At 71.3% G+C, this 13,234-nt stretch carries 7 protein-coding genes; 2 read left to right on the top strand and 5 right to left on the bottom strand.

The window, feature by feature from the left end; all coding sequences use genetic code 11:
- Positions 1-63 precede the first annotated feature (63 nt).
- Positions 64-1,092, top strand: coding sequence for a Gfo/Idh/MocA family protein (locus tag ATJ97_RS08900; RefSeq protein ID WP_098483446.1), 1,029 nt, complete (start codon positions 64-66; stop codon positions 1,090-1,092).
- A 414-nt stretch (positions 1,093-1,506) separates the two neighbouring features.
- Positions 1,507-4,245 (top strand): PKD domain-containing protein, encoded by a 2,739-nt coding sequence (locus tag ATJ97_RS08895; RefSeq protein WP_098483445.1) that lies wholly within the window; start codon positions 1,507-1,509, stop codon positions 4,243-4,245.
- 521 nt (positions 4,246-4,766) lie between these two features.
- Here the strand turns inward: ATJ97_RS08895 and narI are convergent.
- Genes narI through ATJ97_RS08870 form a run of 5 tightly spaced genes read right to left on the bottom strand, consistent with a single transcriptional unit; the run spans position 4,767 to position 13,220 of the window.
- On the bottom strand, positions 4,767-5,546 hold the full coding sequence (narI, locus tag ATJ97_RS08890; RefSeq protein ID WP_098483444.1) for a respiratory nitrate reductase subunit gamma: 780 nt from the start codon (positions 5,544-5,546) through the stop codon (positions 4,767-4,769).
- On the bottom strand, positions 5,543-6,241 hold the full coding sequence (narJ, locus tag ATJ97_RS08885; protein WP_098483443.1) for a nitrate reductase molybdenum cofactor assembly chaperone: 699 nt from the start codon (positions 6,239-6,241) through the stop codon (positions 5,543-5,545). The genes narI and narJ overlap by 4 nt, the downstream gene beginning before the upstream one ends.
- Positions 6,238-8,160 (bottom strand): nitrate reductase subunit beta, encoded by a 1,923-nt coding sequence (gene narH, locus ATJ97_RS08880; RefSeq protein ID WP_281254939.1) that lies wholly within the window; start codon positions 8,158-8,160, stop codon positions 6,238-6,240. The genes narJ and narH overlap by 4 nt, the downstream gene beginning before the upstream one ends.
- A gap of 1 nt (position 8,161) precedes the next feature.
- The gene (locus ATJ97_RS08875; RefSeq protein ID WP_098483442.1) at positions 8,162-11,938 is read right to left on the bottom strand and encodes a nitrate reductase subunit alpha; all 3,777 of its coding nucleotides are present in this window, start codon (positions 11,936-11,938) and stop codon (positions 8,162-8,164) included.
- A gap of 46 nt (positions 11,939-11,984) precedes the next feature.
- Positions 11,985-13,220 carry an MFS transporter gene (locus ATJ97_RS08870; RefSeq protein WP_098483441.1) on the bottom strand — a complete coding sequence of 412 codons (1,236 nt, stop codon included), beginning with the start codon at positions 13,218-13,220 and terminating at the stop codon, positions 11,985-11,987.
- Between the last annotated feature and the right edge of the window lie 14 nt (positions 13,221-13,234).

Genomic DNA, 13,234 nt, shown 5'->3' with positions numbered 1-13,234 from the left:
GACCGGCCCGGCGGCGCGCCTCGTTCCACGCGGGACCGACCAGAACCAGCAGGGAGGACGACCATGACCTCACGCCGTATCGGCGCCGGCATCGTCGGCATGGGCAACATCGGCACGATGCACGCACGCGCGCTCCGCGACCTCGACGACCGGGTGGCGCTGGTGGCGTACAGCGGCGCCCACCGCGCGACGGAGGAGACGCTGGCGGGCTGGCCCGCCGCCTTCGTCACGCCGGAGGAGGTGATCGGCTCCGCCGAGGTCGACGTCGTCGCGATCTGCTCACCGAGCGGCTCCCACGCGGCACTGGCGCTCGCGGCGCTCGAGGCCGGCCGCCACGTGGTGGTCGAGAAGCCTCTCGCCGTCCGGGTGGAGGATGCCGTCCGCATCGCGGAGGTGGCACGTGAGCGCGGGCTGACCGTCTCGATGATCTCCCAGCGACGCTTCGAGCCGGAGCACGCGCGGCTGAAGGAGGCGGTGGACGCCGGGGCCCTCGGCGACATCCGCCTGGCCACCACCCACGTCCACTGGTTCCGTGACGATGACTACTACCGCGCCGCGAGGTGGCGGACCTCCATGGCGGAGGGCGGTGGCTCGCTGATGAACCAGGGCGTGCACAACGTCGATCTGCTGCGCTGGCTCTGCGGCCCCGTCGAGTCGGTGACCGCCCAGTACGGCACCCTCGCCCACGCGATGGATGCCGAGGACACGACTGTCGCCACCCTGCGGTTCGCATCCGGCGCCCTCGGTGTGATCACCACGACGACCGCGACGCCGCCGGGGTCGCCCGCGACGATCGCCCTGCACGGTTCACGGGGGTCGGTCGAGCTCGGCCAGGGCGAGGTGCTCCGTTGGGACGTGCCGGAGGTGTCGGCACCCGGCTCGGGGAGGGCCCCAGCGAGCGGCGCGGCCGACCCGCTCGCCATCGGGCACGTCGGCCACCTCACCCAGTGGCGCGAGATCCTCTCCGCGGTCGAGGGGAAGTCGCCGGCACCGGTCGACGCCGCCGACGCCGTGGAGACGGTCCGGCTGCTCTGCGCGATCTACGAGGCCGCCGCGACGGGACGCGCCGTCCGGCCGGCCGAGCTCGGTTGAGGCTTGCCGGCCACGCGGCCGGGGAGCCGGGGGAGCGACAGGCCCAGCCTCTCGGAAGAGCTCGGGAAAGACTGACCCATCATGCTGCGCGCGTAAATAGAGACTAAAGGCTAGGCGCGGTTTGTGAGAATGGGCGCGCGGGCAGGGGCGACGTCGTTCCCTGCCCGCTTTCAGGTGTGCCGGCGAAAAGCCTTGCAGTATTTCCGGCGACCCTGCTCGCAGGCCGTCCCGCCAAATAGGACGACTGTTGACGCGGTGACTTACTTCCCATTAGATGTCGAATGCGCCTTCTCCCCTCCAGAGGTCGCATATTTTCCGAACAGGCGCCCGTGACTCTCGACGCCAGCCGGCCGACGACGGCCGGTCCAGCGGCAAGGTCGGGACGAGGCATCCATGACGCACGAGGGAGTGTTGATGTCTTCACTACACCGCAGGGCGGTGACCGCGACGTTGGGTTGCGTCGTCGCGGTCGGAGCGCTGGTACCGGCAGCGATGTCGGCAGCGCACGACGGAGGTCCCGACCACCCGGAGTCCTCCAGCTTCGAGAAGGTCCCGCTGGTCACCGAGGGGCTCGCCGACCCGTTCGAGCTGGCCGTGGCCGAGGACGGCCGGGTCATCTTCATCCAGCGCACGGGGGAGGTGAAGGTCGTCGAGCAGGACACGCTCCGGGAGACGACCGCCCTGGACTTCGGCTACACGCTCGACCTCCTCACCCAGTCCGACGGGTTGCTCGGGCTCACGCTGGACAACGACTTCAGCGAGAACGGGTGGCTCTACCTGCTCTGGAGCGACCCGGACGTGCCGAAGATGAACCTCTCGCGGTTCACCATGGGCCCCGACAACATCATCGACAGGGCCTCGGAGAAGCGGCTCCTCGACTTCACGATCTGGCGGGGCGAGGGGCGCGCCAACTCCCACATGGCTGGGTCGCTCGCCATGGGACCGGACGGCAACCTCTACGTCGCCACCGGTGACAACGCCGACCCGTTCGACCAGCAGGGGTACACGCCGATCGACGAGCGCCCGGGCCGCCGTGCCTGGGACGCGCAGGCCACCTCCGGCAACACCAACGACCTGCGCGGCAAGATCTTGCGCATCACCCCGGAGGACGACGGGACCTACTCGATCCCCGAGGGAAACCTCTTCGCGCCCGGGACCGAGGGAACCAGGCCGGAGATCTACGGCATGGGCTTCCGCAACCCGTTCCGCATCACGGTCGACCCCGCGACGAACGCGGTGATGATCGGTGACTACGGGCCGGACGCACGCGTGGCCAACCCGCTGCGCGGACCGGAGGGCATGGTCGAGTTCATCCGCATGACGGAGCCGGGCAACCACGGCTGGCCGTACTGCCACGCGGACAACCAGCCCTACATCGACTACGACTTCGCCACGGGGATCTCCGGCGAGGCGTTCGACTGCGACAACCTCGTCAACGACTCCCCGAACAACACCGGGCTGCGCGAGCTGCCGCCGGCGCAGAAGCCGCTCATCTGGTACGGCTACGGCCTCTCGGAGCAGTTCCCCGAGCTCGCTACTGGCGGTGCGGCTCCGACGGCCGGCCCGGTCTACCGCTACGACGCCGACCTGGACGTGAAGACCAAGTTCCCCGAGTCCTTCGACGGGCACTGGTTCGTCTCCGAGTACTCCCGCAACTACTACAAGGTGCTCTCACTGGACGAGGCGACCGGCGAGCTGCTCTCCATCGACCCGTTCATGGAGCACGAGACGTTCGTGGCGCCCTTCGAGGCCGAGTTCGGCCCCGACGGGTCTCTCTACGTCATCGACTTCGGGCGCGGTCGAGGCGCCGGTCGGGGCAGCACCAACACCGACGCCGGGATCTACCGCATCGACTACGTCGCCGAGGGCAGGCGCCCCGTGTCGTCGTTCACGACGGACGCCGACTCCGGCGCCGCGCCCCTGACCGTCGCCTTCGACGGCACCGCGAGCCACAGCCCGGACGGGCTCGACGTCACGTACGAGTGGGACTTCGAGAACGACGGCGTCGTGGACTCCAACGAGGCCAGCCCGACCCACACCTACGAGGACCGCGGGCAGTTCAGCGCCCGCCTGACCGTCCGGGACAGCGACGGGCTCGCGGGTGTGTCGGTCCAGACCATCACCGTGGGCAACACGCGGCCGGAGGTCTCCTTCGGCTCGCCGACCACCGGCGGCTTCGCGGAGCTCGGTGACACCGTGCCGTACTCCGTCGACGTGGTCGACGCCGAGGACGGCTCCACCGCCGAGGGCACCATCGACTGCGAGAAGGTCGCAGTCAACACCCAGCTCGGCCACGACACCCACGCGCACCCGCTCGCCAACTACACCGGGTGCTCGGGCACGGTCTTCCTCGACCCCGCCGACCACGGACCGGGGCAGAACGTGTACCCGGTGCTCGGCGGCGGCTACCAGGACCAGGGCGCCGACGGCGTGCCGGCCCTGGCCGGGCAGGACATCGTCCGTCTGCAGGTCCGGGACAAGGAGGCCGAGTTCTACTCCGAGGGCTCCGGCGTGACGGTCACCGACGACGACTCCGCCCGCGGCGGCCGCCTCGTCAGCGACATCGACAACGGCGACTGGATCGCCTTCGGTCCCGTGAACCTCAGCGGCATCGAGGGGCTGACCGTGGGCGCCGTGCGCGGCGCGGCCGACGCCACTGTCGAGGTGCGGGTGGGCAGCCCGACCGGACGCAAGCTCGGGCAGGTCAAGGTGGCCGCAGCCACCGGGGCCGGGCAGGTCGTCTCGCCCAGCATCGACATCGCCGGTGAGCAGGGGGCCACGGACCTCTACCTGGTTGTCACCAGCAAGACGCAGCCTGCCGATGGCGCCGACCTGCTCGCGCTCGACTGGCTCGTCTTCCACGGGCGCGGCATCGCCGACGGCAACGCTCCCGTGGTGACCGCAGAGGCCAGCCGAGGTGGCGGCCCCGCTGCGCTCTCGGTGGACCTGTCCGGGTCCGCCGTCGCCCCCGAGGGCCGGGAGATCGTCTCCTACGCCTGGGACTTCGGTGACGGCACCACGGCCGAGGGGCAGAGTGCGACGCACGTGTACGCCGAGCCCGGCAGGTACACCGCGCGCCTGATCGCCACCGACAGCAACGGCACGCGCGACTGGACCACGGTCGAGCTGAACGTGGCCGACGCCAAGCGGTAGGAGCAGGTCCGACCCCATGGGGGTGGGAGAACCAGGTCCGACCCCATGGAGGGAGAACCAGGTCCGACCACAGGAGAAGGCTGGCCCGGAGGCGCCGTGAAGGGGCTTCCGGGCCAGCCCCTTTCGATGAAGCGGTGGTGCCCGTGCCCGGCCGCGTGAGCACCGTCGCTGGCGGCTGGCGGCTGGCGGCTGGCGGCTGGCGGGCGGTCACGGCGGAGACGGCGTGACCCTTTCGGCGACTTCCAGGTAGGCGCGAATTCTGCCAGCCGTGCTGGTACAGATTGCGCACTGAGCGAACCGGCCAGCGCAGCCCGCTTGCTGCCATCTGGGCGCGCGCGAGGTGACCTGGGCGCGCGAGATCGGGCGTGGGTGCATTCGTGAGCGCTGGGCTGTCACCGATCGCGCCGCGCTGGAGGTCGCCGAAAAGATCTTGTCGAGCAGACGCGGATGTCGATCGGAGGACACGCCGTCCCCGCGATGCTTCGCCCCCGTGGTTTCGCCACTCCTGACGGCGTCGGGGCTCAGGTGTTGGTGCTCGTCCGCCGTCGGCGCTCGCGCGGCGCCACGCTCGGCTCCCAGCCGCGCCGCGGCCCACGCGAGCCGCTGGCGCTCGTCTCCTCGCGCGATCGGTACACGATGTACGGCCGGGTCGAGTACTGCACGGGTGCGGAGAAGGCGTGCACCAGCCGGGTGAACGGCCAGATCATGAACAGCAGGAACGCGGCGGCGATGTGGAGCTTGAAGGCCAGCGGCACGTCCGTCATCAGCTCCGGCATCGGCTGGAAGTACAGCAGGGAACGCAGCCACGGCGAGATGGTCTCCCGGTAGTCGTAGCCGTGCGCCCCACCGAGCAGCTGGAGCTGGATCGTCGCCCACATGCCCAGGAGGATCGGGATCGCGAGCATGACGTACATGAACTTGTCCACGCGCGTCGTCGCCAGGAACACGGGACCGGTCACCCGCCGCCGGTAGATCAGCAGCGCCAGCCCGACCAGGGTCGCGACCCCGGCCACGGAACCCATGTAGGTGGCGATGAAGTGGTAGGCCGTCTCACGGAAGCCCACCGCCTCCGTCCAGTCCTTGGGGATGAGCAGGCCCATGAAGTGGCCCAGCCCGACGAAGATGATCCCGAAGTGGAACAGCGGCGACCCCAGGCGCAGCAGCGTCTTCTCGTACAGCTCGGACGAGCGGGTCGTCCAGCCGAACTTGTCGTACCGGTACCGCCAGACCAGCCCGACGACGAACACCGCGATCGCCACGTAGGGGAAGACGACCCAGAGCAGGACCTGACCCGCGCTCATACCCGGACCTCCTTGTCGGCGCCCCCACCGGGGGCGAAGGGCTCGAGCGGTCCCAGGGCGCTGAGACCGACCATCTCCGTCGGCGGCCCCGCCGTGATGAGCTGCAGCAGCCGGTCCTCGACGTCGGCACTCGCCCGCGGCAGCACCAGGCACACCGCCTCGACGACGGCGGCGTAGGGGCTGCCGGAGGACGTCAGGGCCGAGCGCAGCACCTCCACGCCCTCCCGGTGGGCGGCGAGCAGGGCAGTGCCGAGCTCGGTGTCGGCGACGGCGGTGAACTCGAGCACGATCGGCAGGAAGTCGGGCAGCTCCTGCCGGCCGACCTCCCACCCGGCCGCCCGGTACGCCTCCACGAACCGCACCAGCGCCGTGCCTCGCCGGCGGGTGTCACCGGTGAGGAAGTACGACAGGTACATCGTGCACTTCCGTCTCAGGTCGAACGTGTCGACGTAGTGCCGCGCGAGGGCCTGCGGGTCCTCGGCGAGGGCGTGGGCGACGAAGCCCTCCAGGCGCTCGCGGACCGGGCCCGGCAGGTTCGCGACGGCGCCGCCCACCGCGCGCACCCGCTCCAGCTGCTCCGCCGTCGGGTAGTCCAGGAGGACGGACGCGGCCATGCAGGTGACGGCGCGCTGGCGCTCGGTCACGGCCACCGGCGCCAGCGGCGTCAGCGACGGGACGCGGACGAAGGAGCTCATCGGGGCTCCTCCCCGTCGGGCGTCCCGTCGGGCGCGGGCCGGTCGGGCTCGCCGCTGCCGTCGTCGGCCGGGTGCTCACCGGGTGCGGCCGGCTCGTCGGGGGCCGAGCGCCCCTGGCTTCCGTGCGTGCGGGCGAGCCGCTCGACGTCGTCGGTCGGCCGCTCGCTGCCCGTGGCGACCCCGGGGAAGCCGCCGGGGTGCGGGTCGTCGGCGAAGGTGCCGGGTGCGGCGTCGGGGTCGGCGACAGCCAGGGAGGCGGGCGGCGTCTCCAGCGGCCGCTCGGGCGGGAAGAGCCCGTCGGTGGTGCCACCGCGGCCGTCCCAGTTGAGCAGGTTCACCCGCGCGGGCCCGCTGGGGACGTGGGGGCTGTCCGCCGTCTGCCGCTGCTTGAGCGCGTGGAAGGACTCCACGCTCGCCGGTGTCGGCTGCCCGGAGGAGGACCCGAACGGCCCCGCGCCACCCATGCCCGGGCCACCCTCGAAGTCGAGGGAGCAGGCCATCTCCTCCAGGTCGCGTGCGGTCTCGGCGTGCGCGGTGGGGATCACGTACCGGTCCTCGTACTTGGCGATCGCGAGGAGGCGGTACATCTCCTGCACCTGGGCGCCCGTCATGCCGACCGCCGCGGCGATCTCCTCCTGCGGCTCCTGGCCGAGGTTGAGGTCGCGCATGTACGAGCGCATCGCCGCCAGGCGGCGCAGGACCTTCTCCACCGGCGCGGTGTCGCCGGCGGTGAACAGCCCCGCCAGGTACTCCAGCGGGATCCGCATGGTCGAGATGGCGGTGTACAGGGTCTTGTGGTCCTCGCCGTCGTTCCCGGACGACGTCACCACGTCCACCACTGGGCTCAGCGGCGGGATGTACCAGACCATGGGCAGGGTCCGGTACTCCGGGTGGAGCGGCAGGGCCACCTCGTAGTCGCTGATGAGCCGCCAGATGGGGCTGGCCTGCGCGGCCTCGATCCAGTCCTCGGCGATGCCGTCGCGGCGTGCGGCCTCGATGACCTCGGGGTCGTGCGGGTCGAGGAACACGGAGCGCTGCGCGGCGAGGAGGTCGTGCTCGTCCTCCACGGCCGCGGCCTCGCCCACCCGGTCGGCGTCGTAGAGCACCAGGCCCAGGTAGCGCAGGCGGCCGACGCACGTCTCCGAGCACACCGTCGGCAGGCCCACCTCGATGCGCGGGTAGCACAGCGTGCACTTCTCGGCCTTGCCGGTCTTGTGGTTGAAGTAGACCTTCTTGTACGGGCAGCCGGTCACGCACATGCGCCAGCCGCGGCACTGCTCCTGGTCCACGAGGACGATGCCGTCCTCGGCGCGCTTGTACATCGCGCCGGAGGGGCAGGAGGCCACGCAGGACGGGTTGAGGCAGTGCTCGCAGATGCGCGGCAGGTAGAACATAAAGGTCTTCTCGAACTCCATGGCCACGTGCTCGCTCATGTGCTTGAGGACGGGGTCCTTCACGGCGATCTCCTGCGAGCCGCCGAGGTCGTCGTCCCAGTTGGCCGACCACTCGATCTTGTGGTCCTCGCCGGTGAGCAGCGACTTCGGCCGGGCCACCGGGGTGTGGCGGGAGTCGGCCGGCGCGGACAGGAGCATGTCGTACTCGTACGTCCACGGCTCGTAGTAGTCGTGGATCGTGGGGAGCTTGGGGTTGGAGAAGATCGTGGCGAGCTTCTTCAGCCGGCCGCCCGCGCGCAGCTTGAGCTTGCCGCGCCTGCTGCGGACCCAGCCGCCCTCCCAGGTGTCCTGGTCCTCGTACGTGCGCGGGTAGCCGAGCCCCGGACGGGTCTCGACGTTGTTGAACCAGACGTACTCCATGCCGGTGCGGTTGGTCCACGCCTGCTTGCACGTCACCGAGCACGTGTGGCAGCCGATGCACTTGTCGAGGTTCATCACCATCGACATCTGCGCCATGACCTTCATGTCAGTACTGCACCTCCTGGCTGCGACGGCGGATCACGGTGACCTCGTCCCGCTGGTTGCCGGTCGGGCCGATGTAGTTGAAGCCGTAGGAGAGCTGCGCGTACCCGCCGATGAGGTGGCTGGGCTTGAGCAGCACCCGGGTGAGGGAGTTGTGGATGCCGCCGCGCAGGCCCGACGTCTCCGTCCGCGGCACGTCGATGACGCGGTCGGTGGCGTGGTACATGTACACGGTCCCCTCGGGCATCCGGTGGGAGACCACCGCGCGCGCGACCACCACGCCGTTGCGGTTGTACGCCTCGATCCACTCGTTGTCCTTCACGCCGATCTTCCGCGCGTCGGCCGGGGACATCCACACGTTCGGCCCGCCGCGCGAGAGCGAGAGCATGAACAGGTTGTCCTGGTACTCGGAGTGGATGGACCACTTCGAGTGGGGGGTCAGGTAGCGCACCGCGACCTCCGCGTGCCCGTCGGAGCCCGGGGCACCGGTGGGGGTGGTGTCACCCGGGGTGGCGTCGCCGAACAGGCGGTGCATGTCCAGGGGCGGCCGGTAGACCGGCAGCGTCTCCCCGATCTCGCTCATCCAGTCGTGGTCGAGGTAGAAGTGCATCCGGCCGGTGAGGGTGTGCCAGGGCTTGAGCCGCTCGACGTTGACGACGAACGCCGAGTAGCGGCGCCCGCCGTGCTCCGAGCCCGACCACTCCGGCGAGGTGACCACCGGCTGCGGCCGGTACTGCGTGTCCGCGAAGGTGATCCGGGTGCCGGCGTGGTCCTCGGACAGGTCCGCCATCCGGGTCCCCGTGCGCTTCTCCGCGTTCCGGAAGCCCTGCGTGGCGAGGCGCCCGTTCGTGGTGCCGGAGAAGGCGAGAATCATCTCGCACGCCTTGACGTCCTTGTCGAGCAGCGGCCGTCCGGCGGCGACGCCGGAGCTCGCCCGCCCGTTCTTCTCGCCGAGCGCGTGGACCTCCTCCGTCGGGTCGAGCGCGACGCCCTTGACCGCCATGCCCACCTTGTCGGGCAGCGGGCCCAGCGCGTCGAACTTCTCCCCGATGGCGGCGTAGTCGCGCTCGACGACGGTCAGCCGCGGCATCGTCACCCCCGGGACCAGCGGCAGCTGGTCCAGCGCGGCGACGGAGCCGTGCGGGGTGGCGAGCTCGTCCGGGGTGTCGTGCTGCAGCGGGGTGGCGACGACGTCGCGCCGCACCCCCAGATGCTCCCGGCCGAGCTCGGAGACCCGCCGGGCGAGGGACCGGAAGATCGCGTAGTCGGACCGGGTCTGCCACGGCGGGTTGATCGCCGGGGTGAAGGCGTGCACGAAGGGGTGCATGTCGGTGCTGGACAGGTCGTACTTCTCGTACCAGGTCGCCGCCGGCAGCACGACGTCGGAGAAGAGCGTCGTCGACGTCATGCGGAAGTCGAGGCTCGTGAGCAGGTCGACCTTGCCGCGGGCGGCCTCCTCGCGCCACACCATGTCGCGGGGGCGGCGCCCGGGCGGGGACTCCTGGGCCCGGACCGACGCCTCGGTGCCGAGGAGGTGCTTGAGGAAGTACTCGTTGCCCTTGGAGGAGGACCCGAGCAGGTTCGAGCGCCACACGGTCAGCACCCGGGGGAAGTTGCGGGGGTCGTCCGGGTCCTCGACGGCGTAGCGCAGCCTGCCGGCCTGCAGCTGCTCGACGACGTGCTCGGGGACCTCCTTGCCGGCCGCCGCGGCCTCGTCGGTGAGGTCGAGCGGGTTGCGGTCGAACGTCGGGAAGGACGGCATCCAGCCGCGGCGGGTGGCCTCCACGAGAGTGTCGGCCGTGGTGCGCCCGGAGAAGGCGCCGCGGGCGAGCGGGGAGGCGAGGGCGTCCGCGGGCAGGCCGTCGTACCGCCACTGGTCGGTGGCGAGGTACCAGAACGCCGTGGCGATCATCTGCCGGGCCGGCCGCTGCCAGTCCAGGGCGAACGCGTACTGCTGGAAGCCGGTGATCGGCCGGACCTTCTCCTGTCCCACGTAGTGCGCCCACCCGCCGCCGTTGACGCCCTGGCACCCCGTCATCGTCACCAGCGCCAGGAACGTGCGGTAGATCGTGTCGGAGTGGAACCAGTGGTTCGCCCCGGCGCCCATGATGATCATGGACCGGCCCTGGGAGACGACGGCGTTGTGCGCGAACTCGCGGCCGATGCGGATCGCCGCGGCCGCGGGCGTCCCGGTGAGCTCCTCCTGCCAGGCGGGTGTGCCGGGGGAGGAGGCGTCGTCGTACCCGGTGGGCCACGTGCCGGGGAGGCCGGGACGGGCGACGCCGTACTGGGCCAGCAGCAGGTCGTAGACGGTGGTGACGAGACGGCCGCCGACCCGGCGGACCGGGACGCCGCGCCGCACGACGCCGGTGCCGCCGGTGTGCACGCGGGTCTCGTCGGCGGCCGGTCCCGGGGTGAGGTCGAAGCGGGGCAGGTCCACCTCCACCGCCTGGGCGTCCGGCAGGTCGAGGATGCTCAGGGCGGGGTCGACGTCGCCGAGGTCGAGGTTCCACCGGCCCTCGCCCTCGGGGCCGTACCGGTCCGCCAGGGTGCCGTTCGGGACCACCGGGGTGCCGGCGTCGTCGAGCAGGACGGTGCGGAAGGCGGGGTTGGCGCCGCGCGCGAGGTGGCCGTGGTCCGGGTCGTTCTCGAGGTCGGCGGCGGTGAGGAACTTGCCGGGCACCCAGGCGCCGTCGCGCTCCTCGAGGGCGACGAGGAACGGGGAGTCGGTGTAGCGCTTCATGTACTCCAGGAACCGCGGGGTGCGGTCGCGGACGTGGAACTCGCTGAGGATCACGTGCCCCATGGCCATCGCGAGGGCACCGTCGGTGCCCGGGTGCACGGCGAGCCACTCGTCGGCGAACTTGGTGTTGTCGGCGTAGTCGGGGGAGACCGTCACCACCTTCTGCCCGTGGTAGCGCGCCTCGGCCATGAAGTGCGCGTCGGGGGTGCGGGTGACCGGGATGTTCGAGCCCCACATGATGAGGTAGCCGGCGTTGAACCAGTCGGCCGACTCCGGGACGTCGGTCTGGTCGCCGAACACCTGCGGCGAGGCCACCGGCAGGTCCGCGTACCAGTCGTAGAAGGAGAGCATCTGCCCGCCCATGAGCGAGTAGAAGCGGGAGCCGGCGCCGTAGGAGACCATCGACATCGCGGGGATCACCGAGAAGCCCGCGAGCCGGTCGGGGCCGTACTGCTTGGTCGTGTACACGTGCGCGGCGGCGACCATCTCCTCGGTCTCCGCCCAGGTGGCCCGCACCAGGCCACCCTTGCCGCGCGCGGCCTTGTACTGCGCGGACCGCTCCGGGTCCTCGACGATGTCGGCCCACGCCAGCACGGGGTCACCCAGGCGGGACCTCGCCTCCCGGTAGAGGTTGAGGAGCGTGGCCCGCACGTACGGGTAGCGGATCCGGGTGGGGGAGTAGGTGTACCAGGAGAACGCGGCGCCGCGCGGGCAGCCGCGCGGCTCGTACTCGGGGGAGCTCGGCCCGGTGGAGGGGTAGTCCGTCTGCTGCGTCTCCCAGGTGATGATGCCGTCCTTGACGTACACCTTCCACGAGCACGAGCCCGTGCAGTTCACGCCGTGGGTCGAGCGGACCACCTTGTCGTGCGACCAGCGGTCGCGGTAGAACGCGTCGCCCTCGCGGCCGCCGGTGAGGAAGAGCTGGCGCAGGTCCGGCGACGCCTCGCCGCGGCGGAGGAACGTCCCGAGCTTCAGGAGGGCGTCCTCCGGCGCGCTCTCGCGGGTGGTGGGCGTTCCGTCGGGCCGGGTGGCCGTCATGGCGGGTCCTTCCGTGGAGAGTTGTGCGTCGGTCGGGCCGTGGCGGTCAGGCCGGGGCGGTCCGGGCGTCCGCCGCGGCACGGCGGACGGGCCACCAGCAGAAGGCGGCGAGAGCGAGGGCGGTGAGGGCGAGCAGGATGAGGCCGAGGAAGTAGCTGTCGGTCTGGGTGTAGACGGCGCCCATCACGAGCGGCGGGAAGAACCCGCCCAGGCCCCCGGCGGCGCCGACGATGCCCGTGACGGAGCCGACCTTGTCGGGCGGCGCGAGCTTGGCCACGAGGGCGAAGCACGCACCGGAGGCGGACCCGAGCATCATCGCCATGACCAGGAACGCCACCGTGCCGCCAGGCAGCAGCTCGAGCTCCAGGGCGGCCAGGACGGCCATCGCCGCGGTGACGAGGAAGTTGACCACCAGCACCGGGATCGGGTGGAACCGGTCCGAGAGCCAGCCGCCGACCGGGCGGGCGACGACCGCGAGGACGACGAAGCCGGCGGTGCGCAGGGCGGCGTCGGCGCGCTCGAGGCCGTAGGCGTTCACGAGGTAGGTGGGCAGGTACACGCTGAAGGCCACGAACCCGCCGAAGCCGAGCGCGTAGATGAGGGCCAGCTGCCCGGTGGCGCGCACCTTGAGGGTCGCCACGGTGCGCGCGACCAGGGAGCCCGCCGGGGCGGTCAGACCCGGGGCGTCCCGCACGAGCGCGCGGGCGAGGACGGCGTAGGCGGCGAGCAGCACCGCGACGAGGACGAACGGTGCCGGTCGCCCGAACGCCTCGGAGATCCCCACCGTGGTGAAGGAGGCGATGGCGGTACCCGCCGTGCCCATCCCGAAGATGCCGAGCGCCGTCCCGCGGTTCTCCGGCGCGAACCAGCGGTTCACGAACGGCACCCCGATCGCGAACGCCGTGCCGCCGAGGCCCAGGAAGAAGCCGCCGAGGACCAGCATGGCGAAGTTCGTGGCCACCAGGCCGGTGAACAGCACCGGGATGATCGTCAGGAGGCTCACCGCCGGGAACATGACCCGGGCCCCGAAGCGGTCGGTCAGGGCCCCGACCGGGATCCGCCCGAGCGACCCGACGATGACCGGCACCGCCACGATGACGGACACCTGGAACGCGCTGAGCGTGAACTCCTCGCCGTAGGTCGCGCCGAGCGGGCCGATGAGCGCCCACGCCCAGAAGTTGATGGCGAAACCCACCGTGGCCAGGGCGAGCATGAGGTTCGGCCTGCCACCCTCGGCGTTGCGGGTGGTGGCGGCACTTCTGCGGGCGTGCTCGTCGGTCATGGGACTCCCCGTGT

The sequence above is a fragment of the Georgenia soli genome (assembly GCF_002563695.1).
In the GTDB taxonomy this organism is placed as follows: Bacteria; Actinomycetota; Actinomycetes; order Actinomycetales; family Actinomycetaceae; genus Georgenia; species Georgenia soli.
The sequence above is the reverse complement of the archived record's forward strand: the minus strand, read 5'-3'. Positions and strand labels throughout refer to the sequence as shown.